This window comes from Butyricimonas muris, from assembly GCF_046365375.1.
GTDB lineage: Bacteria > Bacteroidota > Bacteroidia > Bacteroidales > Marinifilaceae > Butyricimonas > Butyricimonas muris.
On the sequence record NZ_JBKEIT010000004.1, the window covers coordinates 99899 to 121508 of the forward strand.

Genomic DNA, 21610 nt, shown 5'->3' on the forward strand with positions numbered 1-21610 from the left:
AAAATACTTGAAAGAAATCGTATGAACGACGGGTTGGCATTTGAAAAAATAGATGAATATACTTCTTTATTAAAGAAATATTTCGACGGGCAGTTGAACAAGGAGGAACGGGTTCGATTGGCAAGGTGGTTGAGACAGGATAGGAAGAATCGTGAATTGTTCATGAATGTACGGTCGATAAGTCTGTTGAAAGAGCATTACGAGAGGAGGAGCGAAATAGATACACGGCAGGAGTTCGATTTATTGGTATGGCGGTATCCCCGTGTGCGAGGGGGACGGAGAGTATACGCATGGTGTTATGTCGCTGCTGCGGTAGTACTTTTGTTGATTATCGGCGGGGGGATATTTTTCAGTACCCGGACAGTCCCGGAGAATACCCCGGGGAAAACTGTATCCGCTGGAAAATTATATGCTTTATTAACAACGGCCGACGGTAAGGTCGTGCCGATTTGTCAAGGGAGCGAATCGGGCGATAATGCAGGCTTCCGTATCAAGGATTCGATAAAGCAATTAGTATGCGGGGGTGGGGAAATGCGCGGGGATACGGTTTGTTATCATCGATTGGATATTCCTCGGGGAGGAGAGTACAGTGTGGTATTGGAAGATGGAACTTTAGTCCGTTTGAATTCCGAATCGAGTATTCGTTTTCCCGAATTTTTCAGTGATTCGACTCGTGGAATAGAAGTGAGGGGCGAGGTCTATTTGGAAGTGGCTAAAGATGTATCAAGACCTTTTATCGTGGAATCGGGTAGGTTGAGGACAGAAGTGTTGGGTACGCGTTTCGGAATGTCGGTTTATCCTGCCGAGGATTTGTGGATGACGACATTGGCAGAAGGATGCGTGCGTGTGACGTTGGATGGGGAGGACAAGCTTGTATTGAATTCGGGACAACAAGCGTATGTCGTTGGCAGTCGGTTGGAAAAGAGAGAGGTGAATGTTGATAAGGAATTAGCGTGGGTACAGGGATTTTTCGTGTTTGAGCATGACGAGTTGGTACATGTCGTAAATCGTTTATCGCGTTGGTATGATGTCACTTTTGTGTTTGATGACGAAAATCTGAAAGCTTATCAGTTCACGGGGACGGTAAGTAGGGATTATGGTCTGGATAGAATACTGGATTTGATAGAGAGGATGAATATCGTAACTTTTGAGAAATCAGAAAGGAGTATTGTAATAAAAACAAACGGCAAAGCCGGAAAGTATAATTAAGGCCTATAATTACCGTCTTTGCCATTCTAAATTTAATAAAACAAAACTATGAAAAAAAATCGAGAATTTCGATCTTTAAGAGATCGTATTTTGCTCAAAAAGCGAGCGTGTTTGAGCTTGTTCCTTGGGGTGATTTTCTTCTTTCCCGTTTACGCTCAGGATAAACAGCCTTTGGTTTCAGTCTCGGTGGAACAGCAGACCGTGATCGAGATTTTTAAACTACTGGAACGACAGGTGGTTTATAAATTTATGTATCACGATGCGGATATATTGAAATTGGGGCGCAAGAGTTTGAATTTGAAAAAAGTGCCATTACGTGTCGCGTTGGATTCTTGTGTCAGGGGAAACCAGATTGCTTATGAGTTCGTGGGGGATCAGATCGTGTTTAAACGGGAAGCCGAAAAAACGAGGTTGGTAAAGGGAACCATTAAAAGTGTCCAAGGTGATTTGTTACCGGGTGTGACTGTCTTGTTGAAAGGTACTTCCACGGGGGTAACGACTGATTCCAAGGGACAGTTTATCTTATCGGTTCCTCCTTCAAATTCTATTGTTTTGCAGTTCTCTTTCGTGGGAATGAAGGGAAAGGAAGTGAAGGTAACGAACAACCAACCGTTGTCGGTGGTCTTGGAAGAGGATAATGAGAAGTTGGATGAGGTTGTTGTAACCGGGTATCAGAATGTGCGTTCCCGTGATATGGTGGGGTCTTATTCGAAAGTTAACGCGGCGGATATCATGATGCCGGCTTACACGTCTATCGACCAGATGTTGCAGGGGAAAATAGCCGGATTGATGGTGATGAACACGAGTTCCCGCATGGGGACGAGTCCGGAGATACGCATTCGCGGGACTTCCACGATTTTGGGAAACAAGGCTCCGCTGTGGGTTGTTGACGGTGTGATTCAGCCTGACCCGATTCCTTTTGATCGGAATGATGCCATGACGGAAGATCTTAAGAATATTGTCGGCAGTCAGATTTCATGGTTGAACCCGGCGGATATAGAGACGATCACGGTATTGAAAGACGCTTCCGCCACGGCAATTTACGGCTCAAAAGCTTCCAACGGTGTGATCGTGATTACCACTAAACGAGGATTTAACGAGAGTAGGAGTATCAAGTACTCGATGAATCTTTCTTTCCGGAGACGTCCCACTTACGGACTGTTTAATTTGATGGATTCCAAAGAGAGAATCCAATTTACACGAGAGGTATTTGATGCCGGGGGAAGTTATGATGCGTCATATCCTCCTATCAAGCAACTGGATACCTACGAGGGGCTGTATCGTATGTATATGGATCAGGATATTTTCAAGGATGATTTCGTGACGGAACTGGCAAAATTGGAAACGACAAATACGGATTGGTTGGATCTTTTGACTAGAAATGCCGTGAGTCACAATCATAATTTGAGTATATCGGGTGGCTCGGAAAAGATCACGTATAGCGCCTCGGTTTCTTATGCCAACAATAAGGGCGTGGAGTTGAAGAATAGTCAGGAACAAATGAGCGGACGCTTGAATTTGGGGGTGAAATTGCACCCGAAATTACGGGTAGATTTGACCTTGATAGGATCGCTGGATAAGGTGAACGGGTACGGTCCCGGAGTAAATCCGATGAGTTACGCTACTTCTACGAGTCGGGCGATACGGGCTTATGACGATGAAGGAGACCGTTTGTTTTACCAATTACCCGCTAGTTACCAGTATCGTACGGGTATAACCCCACTGAAATATAATATTCTAAACGAGATTGACAACACGTATTCCCGTTCGAAGACAACACGGGTTAATGCTACGATAGACTTGAACTGGGATATTCTTTCTTGGTTGAAATATCAATTGGTTGCCGGAGTTTCCAAGGATGAGAAGAATGGAGAGTCATACGCGGGAGAGCGTTCATATTATGTCGCGGGTAAATATCGCGGTTATGACTACGGGGCAGCGATAAAGGGAGATCCAGATTATGCTGCTGCCGTGTTGCCCTTTGGTGGTGAATTTTTTACCTCGAACGCATCAACACATAATTATAACGTGCAAAATAAATTATTGGTCGATAAGACGTTTAAGGAAGAGCATCGCTTGAACGTCATGTTAGGATTTGAAGTCCGGTCGACCGCGAACAAAAGTCTGCAGAACAAGGTTTGGGGATACGTGCCCGACCGGGGGAAAAAAGTGATTAGTCCTACTTTGCCGAGCGAATTTGTTTCACAGAGTCCCTCTCGACTGGAAGAGTTCAGTGTCTACAAAGATTTGTATAGCGGGGCTTGGAGGCATACCACGGGTACGGATAATTTCTTGTCTTATTTTGCCACGTTGGTATATTCTTATAGAGATCGTTACGTGTTGAATGCCAGTATCCGGAATGACGAGTCGAATCGTTTCGGACAAGACGTGAACAAGCGTTTTGACCCGTCTTATTCTGTGGGATTGTCGTGGGATGTGTCAGAAGAAGAACTTGTCAGGAGGTGTCTTCCGTGGTTGGATCAGTTAAGATTTAGAGTGTCTTACGGTATACAGGGAAACGTGGTGGAAACTATTAGTCCGGATATTATCGTGGCACAACAGGGTGTTGTCGAGCCTTTTGCGACGTACGGAGTTTCTATCGCCAGTTTGCCGAATCCCGATCTGAGTTGGGAAAGTACGAAAACGTGGAACGTGGGAATGGATTTGCAATTCCTGAAATGGGTAACCATGTGTCTGGAATATTACAGGCGAGCTTCAGATGCGATTATATACCAGCCGATACCAAAGGAATACGGGGTGCCGGATATGGCGTTGAACGGGGGAAGAGTTTATAATCATGGGGTTGAGTTCACGATGAATATTACTCCCGTGCGCACGAAAGATTTTGGCTGGACGATCGGTTTGAATACATCCAAGAATTGGAATAAAGCGAAGCGAATTGATTCCGGGATGACATCAGTGGATGCTTTTCTGAACGGTGTCAGTGATCGGGTATTGAAGAAAGGATATCCGTTGTCTGCTTTCTGGTCTTTCTCTTTTAAGGGATTGGACCCGGAAAACGGCATGCCTCAGTTTAACTTGATGGATGTGGAGGCTGGAAATGATATTGATCCGACCTCGTTTTTGGTTTATTCCGGGGAAAGTGAACCGTATTTCACGGGAGGTTTGAACACCCGGTTGCGCTTTAAAGATTTTACGATAGGCGGAGATTTCTCTCTCTTGCTGGGAGCGAAGAGACGTTTGCCGAATTTGTACCCGAATCAGGAGCGTCTTCCAAGTCCTTACGCTAATATGGACAAGGATTTGCTTAAACGATGGAAACAACCGGGTGACGAGGAACGCACGGATATCCCGGCTTATTATTCCGGTGGAGTTAGTTCGTGGATGAATTTGCCTAACGGAAGGCAGTTTTCGCTATACGAGATGTGGAGGCAATCTGATATTCGAGTTGTGAACGCTTCCTTCTTGCGTTGTAATCAGCTTTCGTTGACGTGGAATATGAACGAGGATTGGTGTAAGAAACTTGGGATATTGAATTTGTCGGTTAATCTGGTAATGAATAACGCATTCGTGATCGCGAGCAAGCGTTTGAACGGTTTCGATCCTGAGTTAGATAATAGTATTATGCCCAAGACGTATTCTTTAGGTTTTAGCGTGGGATTTTAAATGAATTGAGATTATGAAAAGTAAATTGTTATATTTATCTCTGTTGATCTGGCTTTTATTTTCGTGTAGCGATTTTTTGGAGCCCAAATCAGAGAACGAGTTCGTGCCGACAAAAGTATCTTCACTGGAAGAATTACTGACGTTTGAAACTTACAGTGCCAGTTTTGGGTTGTATGGATTACTCCCGATGTTTGAAGACGATATTGCACAAAACCCTAAATTTAATTCAGACGAGGATTACTTGGGAATGTCTTCCGGGGCTATATTTGCCGCTTACACGTGGCAATCGAATATGTATGATGAATTTGATAAAGAGTACGTGGGTGATTACGATATATGGACGGTAGCGTATGAGGCGATTCTAGGAACGAATGCCGTGCTGGATTATATTGACGGGGTGGAAGGAACGGAGAAAGAGAAAAATAGTGTGATCGCCCAAGCATGTGCTTTGAGAGCTTACTATTATTTTTATCTCGTGAATTGTTTCGGGTTGCCTTATAATTATGACAAAAATGCACCCGGGGTTCCTTTGAAGTTGACAGCCGGTGTAAAGAATTCGAGTATGCCAAGGAATACGGTGGGAGAGGTATATGAACAGGTGTTGAAAGATTTGCTAAGAGCCGAGAAACTTTATTTGGCGATGTCAACGGAGGAACAATGGAAACCGGATTACAAAGTAAGTCTGCCTTTCGTACAATTGCTATTATCCCGGGTTTATTTGTACATGGAAGAATGGCAAAAGGCTTCGGACTATGCGGGAAAGGTGATTGGGAATCCCGTTTTTCGATTGGTCACGTTGGATGAATTTCCTCCCAATGCGGAAGAATATGAGATTCAAGAGTATTACGTGATGCATAATTATAAGTGTCCGGAAGCTATTTGGGTGTATTCAAGGTTAGGTGATATATGTAAGTTTATAAATACAATTCAATTTACCGAGTATTATGAACTGGTTGGGGTGATGCGTACTTCTCAAGATCTTTTTGATTCATACTCGATGATGGATAAGCGAGGTGCTCAATACTTGGTTCAAGAGTATTCCGGACCTTGGAAGAAACCTTATGGAAAATTCGCAATAGATGATGGTTATAATCCTACTTCCGGGTATGGAAATAGTGATTATAACGCCAGAAGTTTCCGGTTATCGGAAGCCTATCTGAATCAGGCGGAGGCAGAAGCCATGTTATATAAATTGGAAAATTCGGGCGAACATAAGACGAAAGCAATGGAACTGTTGAATACATTGCGACAGAATCGTTTGCCTGTCGGTGCCGAATTGGGAGAGCCGGCCACGTCTGATCGGTTGGTTCAGATGGCCCGGAATGAACGGCGTCGGGAATTGTGTTTCGAGGGACACCGTTGGTTCGATTTGCGTCGTTACGGGATGCCGGAGATTAAACACGTGTGGTACACGGATGCCACGAATAGCGTGACTTACACGCTCCGGGAAAAGGATCCCGCTTACGTGCTGCCGATACCCACGGACGTATTGTTACTTAATAAAGAATTGGTACAAAATCCGTTGGCCCCGGAGAGGAATGATTGATGTATGTTGTACTTTTTAAGAGAAAGATTATGAAACAAAGAAATTGTATATTGCAGATGTGGAAGTTAGCCATAGTGGGATGTCTCTTTTTCATGGTAGGTTGTGACGATGAGAAAGCCTTGGAAGCCACGCCTTACACGGAGGAAATGCCTTTCGAATTTCCACAAGGGAAAAACCAGTGGGATCGGGAGATTCAGAAAATTCAAGAGGATATGGGGGTTTATATCGTGTACAAGGATTTTCAGACAAAGGATTTGAACCGGGGATGGGTTATTCCCCGTCCTCAAGATATATTTGTCGGGGAAGGATTGACAGATGCTCAGGTACCTTTCTATTTTAATTTCGTGAGGGATAACTTGTTCCGTTTTCTCAATAAGGATTTTGTCCGTCCTATTTTACCTAAGTATTTTTACCTTGTGAATGATTTACACGTGGAGAGTAACAAGGAGAGAAAATATGACGTGTCGGATAAATTTGACGGCTTGGATTTCTGGGCAATTAGCTTCACGGACGAGAAGATTGAAAAACTAAAAGATGAGGATATTAAGCAGAGAAGAAATCGTATGGTATATGCCGTTATCCTGAAAGGATTGGAAGATGGTTTTGTTGCTGAACCGGCGGGTTTTACGGATGGAGTGGATTATCGTAAAGCGTTGAGTTATTACCCCACGAATGCCGATTATTTTTTGAACCGAGGGTTCGTGCATTACGTGAAAGAGGATTTTACCGTGGAGAGTCCGATTAATGATATCGGAGTACTCACGAATAAGAATGCTGATTTTTTGTGCTATGTGCGGCAGATTCTGTTCGAGACGCCGGAGAAATTCAAAGCAAAATATCCTCAAGCAGATTACGCATTAATCAATCGTCGCTATCAGATGGTGTTGAATCATTTTAAAAAGAATTACCATTTGGATTTGAGTGCTATCGCGTTGGGAGAACCCGTTGAATGATATGTTGTTTTTATGGTAGAGGAATATAAAAAAATGGTTATGAAAACGAGTATGTTTTTATGGGGAGTAGGGGTGCTGATTTTGTTCGTGTTCGGGTGCAGCAAAGACAATTCAGGCGATCCTGTCACTTCCCGGGAAGTCTTAAACGTTTCCGACACGGTGATTTATTTGAGTGCGGATGCGGGAGAAAAGGTGATATCCCTGACCTCTGACCAAGCATGGCAGATTACCGGGATAGGTGATTGGTGTAGTGTCAAGCCGGAACGAGGAGAGGTGGGGACAATGGAAGTACTCGTGAAATCGAAATTTTACGAGGAGTATGACGATCGTGAAATGGAGTTAATCGTGAAAGCGGGATTGGTCGAACAGAAAATAAAAGTAGTACAGAAAAGTAAGAAAGCGATTATTCTTAGTCCTAACCGGCAAAATATATCTGCCGGGGGGGGCAGGTTCTCCGTGGAATTAAAGAGTAGCGTGAAACACGAGGTATATATAGCCCCGGAATACTCGTGGATTACAGAAATACAATCTAGGGCTCTGGTTACCGCAACTTTGACATTCAATGTGGCAAAGAATACCGGTGGAGACCGGAAAGGAAACATTGTCATAAAAGATACGGAAAGTAGTTTGGCGGATACGATTGTTGTTTTTCAGGTCGGGATACCGGCTTTTCAAGATCGGAATATTTTGATCGCATTATATGAAGCGACCGGGGGAATGGAATGGACAAATCATACGAATTGGACAACGGATGCTCCCACGAGCGAGTGGTACGGGATAACGACCGATCGGGAAGGGCGGGTTATTGGGATCGAGTTGCCCGATAATGATTTGAAAGGTGTGTTACCTGCTGATTTGAATGGTTTATCTGAATTGCAGCGATTCGTGTTAAATGGTAATCAACTGTCCGGTAAATTTCCGGAAGAGTTGAGGTTACATGCTAATTGGCAGAATTGGGACGCTTTCATGAATATATACCCGCAACAGGAAGGATACGGTTTCACGGTAGAAGACGGAGAAGTGGAAACTTATCAGTTAGCGACACGAGGTCTGGGAATTAATTTGGTATTTATGGGGGATGGTTACGTGCAGTCTGATGTAGTCGTCGGTGGTAAATATGAACAGGATATAACGGAAGCGATTCGGTTGTTTTTTGCGATAGAACCTTATAAATCTTATCGTGATTATTTTAACGTGCATGTGGTGACGGCAGTATCAAACGAACGTGGAATAACAGTAGGGAGTAAGGTGAAAGATACGAAATTTGGTACGATGTTCGTGGGACTTGTGGGAGCCGATATGAGAACTAATAGTGACGATTGTTTTGCTTATGCCAAGAAAGCGCCTATTCCTAATTTAAGTTCGACAACGATTGTGTTGGTTGCCAATAGCGGACGCTACGGTGGAACTACGTTGAATTGGGATGACGGGTCATGTATTGCAATTTGTCCGGTATCGACCTTGCCTGCGCCTCAGGATTTTCGGGCGATCGTGCAACACGAGGCGGGAGGTCATGCTTTTGCCAAGTTGGATGAAGAATATGTCAATAATCCTGCTGCTATCTCTGGTTTGGCACTGGACAATTTTCAAAAGCAAGTAAGAAACGGTTTTTATGCTAACGTGGACCTCACGAATGATTTATCTAAAGTGAAGTGGGCTCATTTTATCGGGTTGGAAAAATATGCAGATGTGTCTGCTTTTGAGGGGGGAAGCTGTTTCCTGTATGGTGTTTGGCGTCCGGAAAATAATAGTTGTATGCGGGATGCTTCTGCTTACTATAACGCTCCTAGCCGGGAAGCCATTGTTAAAAGGATTATGACTTTGGCAGGGGAAACGTATAGTTTTGATGAGTTCGTGGAAAAAGATATTATCGAAAAACCGTATGCCCGTTCCCGGGTTTACGTGGAGCAAATTCAACCTTTTGAGCCATTGGGAAGAATGGTTTTATTGGAAGGAGCTCCGTAGTGATGATTCTCTTCTTTCTTGTGTTTGTGTAAAAAAAGAGTGCCCCGAAAGGGGCACTTGCTTTTGAATGAATATTTTCTTATTTATCCAACGCCTTCTTTATCTGCCGTTTTGCCAGCGTCAGCGGGGCTAGAGAACAAGGACCGTTCACGCAACCGCCGTCACAAGCCATGACTTCCACGAATTGGGCTTCGGGTTTCTTCGGCATCATTTTCAGCAAGGTTTGGTTCTTTTTATCTAATCCTTCGATCGAGAGGGTGGTATAACCGTTACCTACCGCTTGAACGATAGCGTCACGAACACCTCCGGCTTGGGCGTATCCGCGGGCGTATTTCGTTACTTCCGGGTTTAACGGTAATTCTTCGCATTTCTCTACATCAATGTCGTAAGCGACCATAAACGCACCGAGTTCCTCGAAACTCATCACGTAATCCACTTCCGGAACGTACATTTCTGCCTCGTAGCGCTTTGCCAGACAGGGACCAATAAATACAACGTCAGCGTCAGGATATTGTTCTTTTACGCGTCGGGCAGCGTATACCATGGGACTACGGGTGTCCGAAACGAACGGTTTCACCATGGGAGCGTGTTTGTCTACCCAGCCCACGTATGCCGGGCAGCATGAGGTGGTCATGAAAGGTTTGCCCTCGTGCATGCGTTCCATGAATTCGGCAGCCTCGTTGCGGGAAGTGTCTTCCGCACCAAGAGCTACTTCAACTACTTCGTCGAATCCGATAGCTTTAATGGCTGCAAGAATCTGTCCCGGGGTAGCGTTAAACTGCCCATAGATAGCCGGGGCAGGTATGGCAATAATCTTTTTATCCGGGTTCGTGATGCCTTTGTACACGTCGATGATTTTGGAGCGTTCCATGATGGCACCGTACGGGCAGGTTTGCATACACTTTCCGCAATAGATACATTTATCTTTGTCAATATGTTCCGTGCCGTCTTCTCCTTTGGAGATTGCTTTTACCGGACATACTTCCTCGCAAGGTACGGGAGTGTACACGATTGCGTGGTAGGGGCACACTTTGGAGCAAAGTCCGCAGCTCACGCAGTCTTCCTGTGTGATAGATGCTTTGCCGCCTTTGAAGGAGATGGCTGCTTTCGGGCAGTTCATCAAACAAGGACGTCCCTCGCACCCCCGGCACATGTTGGTCACGAAATACTGTGATTGCATACACGCGCTACAAGCTTCGTGTACCACGGAAAGAATATTCTCTTTCGTGTTCTTGTTGTCCAAGGCTTTCTGCGCGAATTCAGCTAACGGGATTAAGTCGATTTCCTCGTCCGTGATCTCGAAACCCAAAATTGAAATAATCTTGTGTTTCAAGATATAACGATCCTTATGCACGCAGCATTTTATCGGTCGCTTATTTTTTGGACGCATTTCCACCGGGATGTACTTCACGCCGTCTACTAAATTCTTTTCTTTTAAAAGTTTTACAATTCTAATCAGTAGCTCACGTTTCGTGAGCATTGCAAAATTGTCATACAACATCTCTAAGTTCCTCTTTTATAATTCGTATTAAACTATTTTTACTAACGCCGGCGACTCGTTTGCCGTTTATCTCTATAAACGGGGGTGCTTCTTCGCCTTTACTGCACCCGAGGCATGGAGAATAGCTAACGTTCAGATGTTCGGTGATATTCTGGGGAAGAGATTCAATAACATCTCTCAATTCAGCGCCGCCCATAACATAACACATGGTGCCTACGCATATTTTTAAATTTACTTTTTCCATAATGTGAGCCAGTTTTTGAATTTTGCCCCTAAATATACATAATCTCTACATCTTTCAGATACTTTGTCTCCAATAAAAATTTTATTTTTTTGACCACGTTTCTCCGGATCTCTAATTCTACAGGTAGATTGGGATCTTGGTGCGCCGTGTTGATACGGGTTCCCACGAGTAGCGTGATCTTATCGCTATTCAACAACATTTTTACCACCATTTCGGCCGGTCCGGCTTCACGGCGTTTGTCTATATCCCCGGCGGTCAGGATGCGTTCCACTTTCCCGAGCGTGAGGATACCTTCCGTGACCAAATCAATTCCTTCCATTTTGGAAATGGGAGGGAGTTCCTTGTCCACGATATTCATATCTACTTCCATGCTTGCCCCTAGTTCCCGTGAAAGGATGGTAGCTGTCGTTCCCCCGCAGAGAATTTTCTTACCTTGAAATTCCCGTACCCGGTTGGCAAGGTATTTGTCATTTTTCTCGTCGTAGGGAGGACCTGTACATACAAGTAGGTTCCGGGGTTTCCGCATGTAGATGACACAACAACTCGTGTCGTCTTTCAGTGAATACCCGTCGTTTTTTTCTGCCTGACTCACGATTTTATGCGCGAGTTCCTTGGCTGATATATCATTATAGTGTTCTATTAAACCGGCAACATAATCTTTAACGCCGTCTTCCCACCCGAAAGGCATTTTGTGGGAACCCATTCCGGATTGCGAGACTCCGTCACTGAAGAAGATGATTCGATCCTCTTTTTCCAGTGTAAATTCGGAAATCCACAGGCATGTGTTTTCTAAATCTTCGCGTTCCACGGGGATCTTTTCCTTGTGTATGTTCACGAATGAGCCGTTACGGTAAAGGTAGTACGAGGGAGTCTCGTACTCGATGATCTTCACGCTTCCGAAACAGTCGATATCACAGATACAGAACGTGGAGTAACTGATCTTGCGCACCATATCCTTGGGCAAGGTGTTCATGATAGAAGTCGAAGTACGCAGGATGCTTTCGTTCATGGCGGTGAAATTCATGGCCATGGTAGCGGTCATCGTGGATAGCACGCAGGCTTTGATCCCGCTGCCCAACCCGTCGGACAACACGCTGATTACGCGTCCTTCGCCTTTTAACTTCTGCGACATGAAACAATCCCCGCAAACAACATTGCCTGCTTTGTTCTTCTGGAAGAAGTCAACCTCGATGAAATTACCGTTATTTCTCAAAACAAATGAAATTAAAGTGGTTTCTTGTCATCCTTTTTGTAAGCATCCATAACGGTACGTAGCATGGCATCGGTAAATGCCGCGTTTTCTCCCAGTAAGCAAGCCACTTGTTGAACGGTCTCCATGTGTTTCTTGATTACTTCCTGAGTTTTTTCAAGCATCCATTCCTTGCGCACGTAAGGTTCCCGCAGGTCTTGCAGTAACCCGAATACCAAATGATGAGGTTGTATATTGTAAATTGAAATAATCCACGTGTGATCTTCTTCACGCACTTGCCGCTCGATAATTTCTTTGCCGGTTGTCAACACGGCACGGAACAAGTCTTCGAAGGAACAGATGTTTTTCAACGGAACTCCGTTCAATCCGGGGGTAACCTCGTATATGGCGGCTATGTCTTCGCCCATGATCGTGGCACAGGATTGATTCATATCCATGATCTTCAACTCCGAGTTGACCAATACCACACCGGCGGGTATCTTTTGCAGGAGAACCGTCGCTTTATCGTGCGCGATTTTCCGCATATAGGATACGCACATGTTTTCCTCGGCTCTTCCTTCCAGCATGGCGATGGCGAAATCCCGGCAAGAGTCGTACCCGCAACCGCTGCAATTCAATTCGTCTTCCGGTCCGGTTTTCCCGACTACTGCCATGGCTTGTTTAATTTCCTCTTCCGTGTAGATATGGTCTTGGATATGCGGGTCCTTGCAGAATAGTATCTGAAGGTCTATATCTTTAAAATCATCCTTGGGATTGCCCAGTTCCGATTGATGTATAATCTCGTATCTTTTTAACGCCGGGGAAATATGGCTTAATTTTGCGGGACCGTTGATACAACCGCCTTTGCATGCCAATAGTTCTAGAAATATGGAATCGTTTTCCCGGTGTGTGTCCAGAGATTTCAGCACGTCTTTTACCGTCGATAATTCGGAAAAGGCCATGTTGTGTATTTGTTTTCCCCCTTCATGCAAGCCTTTCAACATTCCGCCCTCGATAGGATAGTACGCGCCCAATCCCGAACGATAAGGGATAAAATGCGCGTTCGGTTGTCCCGGTGCGATTTGATGAAGGTTTATTTCGGTCTGCTCGAACCATTTCTTTAAATCCTTGAACGTGATCACCACGTCGATCAAGTGATTGAACGTGTCTGCCTCCAGTTTCTTGCAGATGCAGGGACCGGCGAACACGATCTTGACATCATCCCCGTATAATTGTTTCAATATTTTGGCATGAGCCAGCATCGGGGAAATGATCGGCGTAATGTTATGCACGTGTTCCGGCGAGTATTTCCGGATATATTCCACCACGACCGGGCAGGCTGAAGAGATATAAACTCCGTTTTCCGCTTCTTGCAGGAATTTGTCCGTCCGGTCTGAAACGATTTCCGCCCCGAGTGCGGTTTCCGACACGTCGGCAAATCCTAATCTTTTGATAGCGGCAATCAACACGCTGGAATGGATTCCCTCGAATTCGCTCACGTACGAGGGGGCGAGGGAGAGCAATACTTTCGGGTTTTGCGCCAATGTCAGTTTCGCCCGGGTCAGTCCGTCGCGAATCTTTTTAGCTCCAGTCGGGCATATCTGCGTGCAATGTCCGCAATAGATACAACGGTCTTCTATAATGGAGGCTTGGTTGTTTTCCATTCGGATTGCTTTCACGGGACATTCCCGTATGCACTTGTAACAATCCTGACAATTGTCCGATTCCGTGTAGATAGGTCTTAGTTGCATGGGAACTCTTCTTGTAAGATTTTATATAAACGAGAGAGATTCACTTCTTCGTACACTTTATCATCAATCCGAATAATCGGACCTTTGCTGCACAATTCTTCACACAAATGTCCACAAAAATCGATCTCTGCTTCCAAGTTGTTTTCACTCAGGTATTTCTTGATTGCCCCGAGGTTCGTGTTATTTCCCCGGGAGAAGCAGGAACTTCCTAAACAGATTCTGATTTGGCGCTTTGACATACTTGTACTTCTTCGATTTTCAGGTTGATACTTTCTGCGTTGCAAAAATAAGACATTTATCGCAATAAACCCAAGTAAATTGCAACTTTAATATTATTTGCCGTTTTTTGCTTTCAATTTGTAAGTGAAATAAAGATTTTGGTATAAAAAAACCGCCTCGACCGAGGCGGTTTTTTCTATATAGTAAAATAGTACTATTTTTTCTCTTCTGATTTCTTCCCGAATCTTCTGCTTAAGTCGAAAGAGATCGGAGTCGCGATAAACAGTGACGAGTATGTACCGACCACGATACCGACTAACAAGGCGAAAATGAATCCCTTGATAGATGCCCCACCGAAGATAAATATCGCTAACAACACGACGATTGTTGATAATGATGTACTGAACGTACGACGTAGCGTGGAGTTCAACGCGTCATTCACCACCTGCCCGTCATCCCGTTTCGGGTACAGTTTGCGATATTCACGGATACGGTCAAATACAACCACGGTATCGTTGATTGAGTAACCCACAACAGTCAACACGGCAGCGATAAACGCTTGGTCTACTTCCAACGAGAACGGTAACAAGCCTGCAAACAGAGAGAAGGCTCCGATTACGATAATCGTGTTATGTGCCAAACCGACAACGGCTCCGGCTCCGTATTGCCATTTGGAGAATCTCACCATGATGTAGATGAAGATACCGAGTAACGCGAACAATACCGACCAGATAGCGGCTCTCGTCATGTCTTCAGCCACGGCGGGTCCGATCTTTTGAGTCTGTTGCAAGTTCACGGAACGGAATGTTTCATAATCAGTTCCGGCAGGGAGAATATTCTGTAATCCCACGTATAATAAGGAGTCTACATTAGCGTCAACATCAGCGCCGCTTTCTTCGATCCTGTATTTAGTCGTGATTTTGACATTATTCGCTGTTCCCACGGTTTTTACCTCGGGTGCGCTTCCGTAAACTTCAGCCAATTGTTCTGCGACGTCTCCAACTTGTACGTCTTGGGCGAAAGTCACGGTATAAGTTCTACCTCCGACGAAGTCGATACCTTTATCCAGACCTCTCGTGAACAGAGATACGAAACAGATGATGATAGCGATACCTGAAATCGTGTAACTGATCTTGCGTTTTTGCAAGAACGGGAATTTGGTATTTCTCAGCCAGTTTGCGGTCAACGGTGTAGTGAATGTCACGTTATCACTCTTCTTGGCTGCTCTCTCGAGGATCAAGCGGGTGATAAAGATTGCCGTGAACAGAGATGACAAGATACCGATGATCAACGTGGTCGCGAATCCTTTGATAGGACCTTCTCCGAAATAGTACAGGATAAATCCGGTGATCAACGTGGTCAACTGACCGTCGATGATAGCGGAGTACGCGTTACTGTAACCCTCCTTGATAGCGAGTTTCAAGCCTTTGCCGGCTCTTAACTCTTCTTGGATACGTTCGTAAATCAACACGTTGGCATCAACCGCCATACCCATGGTCAACACGATACCGGCGATACCGGGCAGTGTCAACACGGCTCCGATGGATGCCAGAATACCGAACAAGAAGAACAAGTTGGCAAGCAACGCGATATCGGCAGCCAATCCGGCGCTCTTGCTATAGAAGAATAGCATGTAAGCCAATACCAGCACGAAGGCGATGATGAATGACCACATACCGGATTGAATAGCTTCTTGTCCCAAAGATGCTCCTACAACCTCGTCAGCGATGATGCGTGCGGGTGCGGGCAATTTACCGGATTTCAATATGTTGGCAAGGTCACCTGCTTCTTTCACGTCGAAACGACCGGAGATTTGAGAGCTACCGCCCTTGATTTCGTTCATCACGTTGGGTGAAGAGGCTACCACTCCGTCAATAACGATAGCGATGCTACGGTTTACATTATCTTTGGTCAAGCGAGCCCAAGTTTTGGCTCCCTCGCTGTTCATGCTCATGGAAACAACCGGTTTTCCCTGTTGGTCGTAATCTTGACGGGCGTCTACAACCGCATCTCCTTCAAGAGGAGCCTTTCCGTTACGGGTCGTGATTTTAATCGCGTGCAACCCGATTAATCCCTCGGGAGTAGCTTTCATTTCCCACAACAAACGGGAGTTGCGCGGGAATAACGCTCTTACTTGCGGCATACGCAAATAAGCGTTGATAGTCCCGGTATCTTTCGCGAAAGCGTAACCGACACATGAACCGGTTCCCAAACCTTCGCGTGTCATGTTAGGTTGCAATAAAGCGAATAACGGGTGTTCTTTCGCGATATCGTTTCGGCTTAAATTTTTCAATGAATCGGCTTCACCCTTGATAGCGTCCAAGATGGCGGATTCTTTATTCTCTTCTTGTTTTACACCCGCTTGACTCGCTGTGTCAGTCACAACCTCAGTTTTGGCTTGTGCTTGCAACACTTCAGCTAACTTCTGGTCTGCTTGGGCAAGGTAGTTGTAAAATGCTTGGTCGCCGGCATCGAATGCTCTGCCGTTATCGTATGTTTCGTAAAATTCCAATGCAGCCGTTCCTTGCAACAACTCTCTTACACGTTGCGGTTCTTTGATACCCGGCAACTCGATGATAATTCTTCCGGAAATATCTGCTTTACGGATGTTGGGTTGTGCCACACCGAAACGGTCGATACGGGTACGGAGAATATTAAACGTGTTGTCGATAGCTCCTTCCGCTTCTTTTCTAACCACGTCGAGAACTTCCTTGTTGGTCGCGCCCACTTTGATTTTTTCTCTCATCTCGTGAGTACCGAAGATTGCCGGAGAAGCTAACTGTGCTCCCGGGGCTATTTTTTCAAAAGCCTCACCGAAAAGGGTAACAAAGTCTTTCGGGCTGGAAACTCTCATTTTAACGGCTTCCTCTATCGCTTGGTTGAAAGCGGGGTCAGTACTATGGTTGGCAAGGCTTTTTACCACGTCAACCACGTCAACTTCCATGGTTACGTTCATACCGCCTTTCAAGTCCAAACCGAGGTTCAACTCTAATTCCTTACATTCCTTGTAAGTGAATTTGGCCAATCCGAGGAAATTGTAAACCGTTTGATTTGCGATTGAATCCAAATATTGCTTTTCTTTAGCCGGATCGCCGTTCGCAAATGCGCTTGCTGCTCTCTCTACCTGGTTCGTTTTATAAGTAAAAAACAACTGATAAAGACTCACCAATGCTAGTGCAACAGCGAGTAGTGTAATCGCTCCTTTATTCTGCATCTGTTAAATAATTTATAATATACTATGTTTCAATTCTTCGCTTTAACACATATTTTAGTGCGCAAAAGTATAACATTTTTTTCAAAATAGCTATACAATTAGGCAGATACTTTTAATGTTAACTCCTTATTTCTATAATCAATGACGGCTTCGTGCTTCACGAGAAAATCACTTCCCAACAATCCGGCAACCCGACGACGCAGGTGTTTGTCGTATAAAGAATTTACGTATTGCAAGTCTATGACTGCCGCGTGTACATTCTCTATCGTGTGTCCGCCGATATGTAAGGTTGTGATATTCACCAGCTCAACCTCATTGATTTCTCCGCACACACCCCCGGAGTTAATCTCGGAAACATCTTCCAGCGGTTCATAGGAAAACGGTGTCAGTTTGTCTATGACCGTCACGGATGCGCCCGTGTCTATAATAAAATCCCCCTCTATACTACCGATTTGCAGGGTGGCGATGATGTGGAAACTATTGTCTTCCAACTCAACGACCTCTATCGGAATCTTTATCTCCATACAATTTCGTTTGCACAAAACTAAACATTTTCGGTGAAATCCAAAAAACGGGGGTGTTAATTTCAAAAAGATTTTTTTCCGGTAAGGGGTGAAACCGGCATAGTCATGGCGGTGAGCTACCTTTTTCTAACCCCGTGGGGTGGTTGTAGGGAGGCTTTTAGGCGGTTGTCTAAAGGCATCGCCTACTGTTCGCCTGATGTTCGCCCACACTTAGCCCACGTTTTAGTGAAAAATATGTTCTTTTAACACGAGCGATAAATCCGTGCAGCCTGTTATCACTCGGGCAAGTGGTTTGCAAGGTATCGGTTTCGCGTGAGGTTATCCCTAGTTTTAGGGGTAGTTGTCGTTAAAAGAGGGTATGTCAAAAGTCATTAAACTCCTCCGTCTGCTTCGCATCCAAGTGAGCCCGGAAGCCGGTCTCGAACCGGCTCTCGCTCGGCAAACCGAGAGCAAGCTCTCTATCTGCCCTCGCTTCTTGATTGCCGAGCGTGAGTTGGTTCGAGTCCGCTTCGGACTCAATACCCCGAAGGGGGGGATGGAGTTTGAAAAATGACTTTTACCACATTCGTATAGTGAGTGCGAGATTAGTTATTATGCCAGTTTATTTTTTGCGAGAAATACATGACGATTGCCAAAATGACGAATAATCCGATGCTTCCGGCGAGTAGGGCATAGGTTTCCAGTTGGATCAGGAAGAATATGTAAGTGTACAGGCACACGAGCAATCCCCCGATCGTGAAGGCTGTTTTCTTGATTTTTAGAATTCCGACCATATAGAGCGAGATCAATGTCGTGGTCGCAAGGGCGGAAAGCAGGTATGCCCACGTGAAGCTGATGTGTTCCGAGGTGGAAACGAGTAACGTGTAAAAAAGACAAAGCGCCAAGCCGACCAGCAGGTATTGAAGCGGATAGATGTTCTTTTTCTGCACGATTTCCACGAAGAAGCAAACGACGAATGTCAAAACAATGATAAGGAACGCGTATTTGGCGGAACGCGTGGATTTTTGGTAATGGTCGACGGGGAATAGTAAATCTACGCCAAAGATGGAAGAGGAAACAATGGAGAGCTCCCCGGGACGGATTGGATTGGAGGGCGTGTAATTCGAGAGGTCGGGTTGGTAAGACCTTAGTACTTGAGAGAAATTCCGGTTTATTTCCAGTACTTTCCACTTGCTCGTGAAACCGTTCGGGGTTACTTCTCTCTCCGAGGGTAGGAAAGCTCCCGAGAAACTTGGTGTCGGGCAATTGGAGTTCAGTGCCACGTTTGTCGTTTTGCCTACCGGGGCGAAAAGTATGGATGCCGATCCTTTTGTTGTCAGTTTCACGGAGAAATCAATTGTCTTGTCCGGGGTGAGCAGGTCGCTGACGTTAAGATGAATGGATGTTCCCGTGTAAACGATACTGTTGGGGTTGACGCCCGGTTCCATGTTGTATTTTTGTCCGTTCCACGTGAGGGCAACTTGTTCGCAGATGCCTCGCAGGTCGCTTACTCCAAGATTGAGTGTCGCGTTTTCGTTCCACTTGATGTCTCGCGAGAGGTTTGTTTCCAAAAGATCTTTCGAGATGAATTTGCCTTTGAGTTCAAGCGAGGAATTGTAAACGATAATCTCATACAATCCTCGTTTGAGTTCTTGTGTTTCGATATCACCCGTGATGTCCAATTGATCCGGGAGATAGTTGATGTAGCCGGTTTTGTTTTTTCCCTTTTCGTCTTGATAAGTATAGCTTAGGGTAAGAACGGGACCGATGATTGTCTGCGGGCCGCTCCATTTTTGTTGCACCTCGGTTGTTGCTTCTTTCGCGGTGTTCTCTCGCTCGCTGATAAGGTTCTGGATCATAAACATGGGGATAATCAGGATAACGATGAGTACCCCGATAAGTAGGATTTTCAAGGTAATGGCGTCCCGGTTCTGTGTGTGTCTCTCTTTGTGCGGAAGGTTTGTTTGTTCGTTCATGGTGTTTTATTTTTAGTTGTTACTTGAAAAGAACTTTGAATTTCAAAGTAAATAAGGTAAAAAAAATTATATGTTTTGACTCTTTAGAAAATCTTCCAAGGCATTCAAGTGTTTGGTGAATGCTTCCCGTCCCTTTTCCGTCACCGCGAAGGTCGTGTTGGGACGCCGCCCGATAAATTGTTTTCTGCATTCGATGTACCCGAGTTCTTCAAGACTGCGGGTATGGCTGGCAAGGTTCCCGTCCGTGAGGTCGAGTAGGTTTTTCAGCGTGACAAAATCTACCGATTCGTTCACGATCAACACGGACATGATTCCCAGTCGTGCCTTGCTTTCGAAGGCCTTGTTTATATTTTCGAGTACTTCTTTCATTCGTTGAAGTTTGCTCTTTGTGGTTGCGATGTCTGGTGGCGTTCTACTTTATAATAAAAGTATATGCCTGCCAAAATATGGAGTAACCCGAACCCGATAACCCAAAACACGAGGGCATTGTTCACGACAAAGCTGTCAACGAGTCCCAACAGGATTTCCGCGTAACCCAAGTAGCGGATATCCGAGTAAGTGTACTTGGAGCAGTTGACAAGAGCCAGACCGTAGAATATGAGCATGATGGAAGAGGTCAGCCCGTAATAGTGTTGCCATATCAGGGAGATGCAGAAAACGCCCCCGGCGAATAACGGGAGAAAGAAATTCCAAAGCAGGCGATGAACCGATTTGTCCGTGAGGATGTTTCGGTTGGCTTTTTTTGCCTTGCAATAGCTCATGCAAAACACGGTGACAAGGGAGGTCAGTAATACGGCGATTGCGATAAGGCAGAGCAGCGTGAGGCGTTGGGACGCGTTGATTTGCTCGTGTGTGGTCAGAACTGAGTATGCCAGTCCCGTTGCAGTGCAAGCGTATATACCCACGAGTATGGATGATAAACCACTTATGGAGAGGAATTTCGTGGATTTTTCCATGAGATCCTTGATGTCGTGCAAGGTATCGAGTGCTTCGTTGTTTTTCATGTTTTAAAAGTTCTTTGTGATGCAAAGTTAAAGATAAATTTTGAATATCGTGTATGAAATGCGTGTATTTTTTATAGATTTGTATTAACCGGATAATTTATATGAAGTTATGAGAAAGTATATCGCGTTGATTTTTTTAGTTTGTTGCTTTTTGGAAGGAGTGGGGCAGAAGGCCGAGAAAATAACTCTTCCGGGGAGCGGGTTGGATAATTTTTATCGGGTTGACACGGGTGTCTACCGGGCAGACCAGCCTTCGGCGGCTGATTTTGTTTTACTCGAACGATACGGCATAAAGGAGATATTGAATTTGAGAAACTGGCACAGTGACGATGACGAGGCAAAAGGAACCGCTTTAAAGTTGCACCGCTTGAAGACACGTGCCTCGAAGATCGATGAGGAGGATATCGTGAAGGCGTTGCGAATTATAAAGAACCGGAAAGGGCCGATATTGATTCATTGCTGGCATGGTTCGGATCGGACGGGTGCCGTGATAGCGATGTACAGGATTGTTTTTCAAGGTTGGTCGAAAGAGAATGCCATAAAGGAAATGACGGAGGAGGGATTCGGTTTTCACAGGCAATTCAGCCAAATTATAGATATGATAAATCGTGCTGATATCGCGGCAATAAAACGGAAACTAGAGGCGAAACCCAAAATAAAAACCGTTCCGGCGCCCCGGAACGGTTCTCTAACAGAATGATCGTGAAGT

The 21610-nt window shown here is 45.1% G+C and carries 16 protein-coding genes; 6 read left to right on the forward strand and 10 right to left on the reverse strand.

Going from position 1 to position 21610, the window contains the following annotated elements; translation table 11 throughout:
* The first annotated feature begins 21 nt into the window (after nucleotides 1-21).
* From ACK8P8_RS08235 to ACK8P8_RS08255, 5 genes are read left to right on the forward strand one after another with little or no spacing between them, the layout of a single operon-like run.
* Nucleotides 22-1209: a FecR domain-containing protein gene (locus tag ACK8P8_RS08235; protein WP_099294305.1), complete on the forward strand. Its 1188-nt coding sequence runs from the start codon at nucleotides 22-24 to the stop codon at nucleotides 1207-1209.
* Nucleotides 1210-1257: 48 nt separating this feature from the next.
* Nucleotides 1258-4836, forward strand: a complete 3579-nt coding sequence (locus ACK8P8_RS08240) for a SusC/RagA family TonB-linked outer membrane protein (protein WP_292269449.1) — start codon at nucleotides 1258-1260, stop codon at nucleotides 4834-4836.
* A 13-nt stretch (nucleotides 4837-4849) separates the two neighbouring features.
* On the forward strand, nucleotides 4850-6382 hold the full coding sequence (locus ACK8P8_RS08245; protein ID WP_292269452.1) for a RagB/SusD family nutrient uptake outer membrane protein: 1533 nt from the start codon (nucleotides 4850-4852) through the stop codon (nucleotides 6380-6382).
* A gap of 29 nt (nucleotides 6383-6411) precedes the next feature.
* Nucleotides 6412-7335 carry a hypothetical protein gene (locus ACK8P8_RS08250; protein WP_292269455.1) on the forward strand — a complete coding sequence of 308 codons (924 nt, stop codon included), beginning with the start codon at nucleotides 6412-6414 and terminating at the stop codon, nucleotides 7333-7335.
* A gap of 39 nt (nucleotides 7336-7374) precedes the next feature.
* Nucleotides 7375-9300, forward strand: a complete 1926-nt coding sequence (locus ACK8P8_RS08255; protein ID WP_292269458.1) for a M64 family metallopeptidase — start codon at nucleotides 7375-7377, stop codon at nucleotides 9298-9300.
* A gap of 79 nt (nucleotides 9301-9379) precedes the next feature.
* Here the strand turns inward: ACK8P8_RS08255 and ACK8P8_RS08260 are convergent, their stop codons facing one another.
* The 10 genes from ACK8P8_RS08260 to ACK8P8_RS08305 form a co-directional block, all read right to left on the reverse strand.
* On the reverse strand, nucleotides 9380-10801 hold the full coding sequence (locus tag ACK8P8_RS08260) for a monomeric [FeFe] hydrogenase (protein WP_292269461.1): 1422 nt from the start codon (nucleotides 10799-10801) through the stop codon (nucleotides 9380-9382).
* A complete protein-coding gene (locus ACK8P8_RS08265; RefSeq protein WP_099294295.1) occupies nucleotides 10791-11045 on the reverse strand; it encodes an NADH-quinone oxidoreductase subunit NuoE family protein in 255 nt (84 codons plus the stop codon). Before ACK8P8_RS08265 ends, ACK8P8_RS08260 begins: the two co-directional genes overlap by 11 nt.
* 28 nt (nucleotides 11046-11073) lie before the next feature.
* Nucleotides 11074-12258, reverse strand: coding sequence for a SpoIIE family protein phosphatase (locus ACK8P8_RS08270; protein ID WP_099294293.1), 1185 nt, complete (start codon nucleotides 12256-12258; stop codon nucleotides 11074-11076).
* Nucleotides 12259-12269: 11 nt separating this feature from the next.
* Nucleotides 12270-13985 (reverse strand): [Fe-Fe] hydrogenase large subunit C-terminal domain-containing protein, encoded by a 1716-nt coding sequence (locus ACK8P8_RS08275; RefSeq protein WP_186978304.1) that lies wholly within the window; start codon nucleotides 13983-13985, stop codon nucleotides 12270-12272.
* Complete coding sequence (locus ACK8P8_RS08280) at nucleotides 13976-14224, reverse strand: (2Fe-2S) ferredoxin domain-containing protein (protein ID WP_018338306.1); 249 nt, start codon at nucleotides 14222-14224, stop codon at nucleotides 13976-13978. The genes ACK8P8_RS08275 and ACK8P8_RS08280 overlap by 10 nt, the downstream gene beginning before the upstream one ends.
* 194 nt (nucleotides 14225-14418) lie before the next feature.
* The gene (gene secDF, locus ACK8P8_RS08285; protein WP_369859045.1) at nucleotides 14419-17418 is read right to left on the reverse strand and encodes a protein translocase subunit SecDF; all 3000 of its coding nucleotides are present in this window, start codon (nucleotides 17416-17418) and stop codon (nucleotides 14419-14421) included.
* 98 nt (nucleotides 17419-17516) lie between these two features.
* Complete coding sequence (locus ACK8P8_RS08290; RefSeq protein WP_099294289.1) at nucleotides 17517-17942, reverse strand: retropepsin-like aspartic protease; 426 nt, start codon at nucleotides 17940-17942, stop codon at nucleotides 17517-17519.
* 584 nt (nucleotides 17943-18526) lie between these two features.
* A complete protein-coding gene (creD, locus tag ACK8P8_RS08295) occupies nucleotides 18527-19897 on the reverse strand; it encodes a cell envelope integrity protein CreD (protein WP_227216779.1) in 1371 nt (456 codons plus the stop codon).
* 66 nt (nucleotides 19898-19963) lie between these two features.
* Entirely contained in the window at nucleotides 19964-20266 is a 303-nt protein-coding gene (locus tag ACK8P8_RS08300; protein WP_099294283.1) for a winged helix-turn-helix domain-containing protein, read from the reverse strand.
* Nucleotides 20263-20901: a hypothetical protein gene (locus ACK8P8_RS08305; protein ID WP_099294281.1), complete on the reverse strand. Its 639-nt coding sequence runs from the start codon at nucleotides 20899-20901 to the stop codon at nucleotides 20263-20265. The genes ACK8P8_RS08300 and ACK8P8_RS08305 overlap by 4 nt, the downstream gene beginning before the upstream one ends.
* Before the next feature lie 109 nt (nucleotides 20902-21010).
* Here ACK8P8_RS08305 and ACK8P8_RS08310 point away from each other — a divergent pair, with 109 nt between their 5' ends.
* Complete coding sequence (locus tag ACK8P8_RS08310) at nucleotides 21011-21601, forward strand: dual specificity protein phosphatase family protein (RefSeq protein WP_369859044.1); 591 nt, start codon at nucleotides 21011-21013, stop codon at nucleotides 21599-21601.
* The last annotated feature ends 9 nt before the right edge of the window (nucleotides 21602-21610 follow it).

Bases quoted from the DNA above. Each gene is read 5' to 3' on its own strand.
- secDF (WP_369859045.1), bottom strand. From the start codon at position 17,418: ATGCAGAATAAAGGAGCGATTACACTACTCGCTGTTGCACTAGCATTG.
- ACK8P8_RS08265 (WP_099294295.1), bottom strand. From the start codon at position 11,045: ATGGAAAAAGTAAATTTAAAAATATGCGTAGGCACCATGTGTTATGTT.
- ACK8P8_RS08300 (WP_099294283.1), bottom strand. From the start codon at position 20,266: ATGAAAGAAGTACTCGAAAATATAAACAAGGCCTTCGAAAGCAAGGCA.
- ACK8P8_RS08250 (WP_292269455.1), top strand. From the start codon at position 6,412: ATGAAACAAAGAAATTGTATATTGCAGATGTGGAAGTTAGCCATAGTG.
- ACK8P8_RS08280 (WP_018338306.1), bottom strand. From the start codon at position 14,224: ATGTCAAAGCGCCAAATCAGAATCTGTTTAGGAAGTTCCTGCTTCTCC.
- ACK8P8_RS08240 (WP_292269449.1), top strand. From the start codon at position 1,258: ATGAAAAAAAATCGAGAATTTCGATCTTTAAGAGATCGTATTTTGCTC.
- ACK8P8_RS08245 (WP_292269452.1), top strand. From the start codon at position 4,850: ATGAAAAGTAAATTGTTATATTTATCTCTGTTGATCTGGCTTTTATTT.
- ACK8P8_RS08255 (WP_292269458.1), top strand. From the start codon at position 7,375: ATGAAAACGAGTATGTTTTTATGGGGAGTAGGGGTGCTGATTTTGTTC.
- ACK8P8_RS08305 (WP_099294281.1), bottom strand. From the start codon at position 20,901: ATGAAAAACAACGAAGCACTCGATACCTTGCACGACATCAAGGATCTC.
- creD (WP_227216779.1), bottom strand. From the start codon at position 19,897: ATGAACGAACAAACAAACCTTCCGCACAAAGAGAGACACACACAGAAC.
- ACK8P8_RS08260 (WP_292269461.1), bottom strand. From the start codon at position 10,801: ATGTTGTATGACAATTTTGCAATGCTCACGAAACGTGAGCTACTGATT.
- ACK8P8_RS08310 (WP_369859044.1), top strand. From the start codon at position 21,011: ATGAGAAAGTATATCGCGTTGATTTTTTTAGTTTGTTGCTTTTTGGAA.
- ACK8P8_RS08235 (WP_099294305.1), top strand. From the start codon at position 22: ATGAACGACGGGTTGGCATTTGAAAAAATAGATGAATATACTTCTTTA.
- ACK8P8_RS08275 (WP_186978304.1), bottom strand. From the start codon at position 13,985: ATGCAACTAAGACCTATCTACACGGAATCGGACAATTGTCAGGATTGT.
- ACK8P8_RS08290 (WP_099294289.1), bottom strand. From the start codon at position 17,942: ATGGAGATAAAGATTCCGATAGAGGTCGTTGAGTTGGAAGACAATAGT.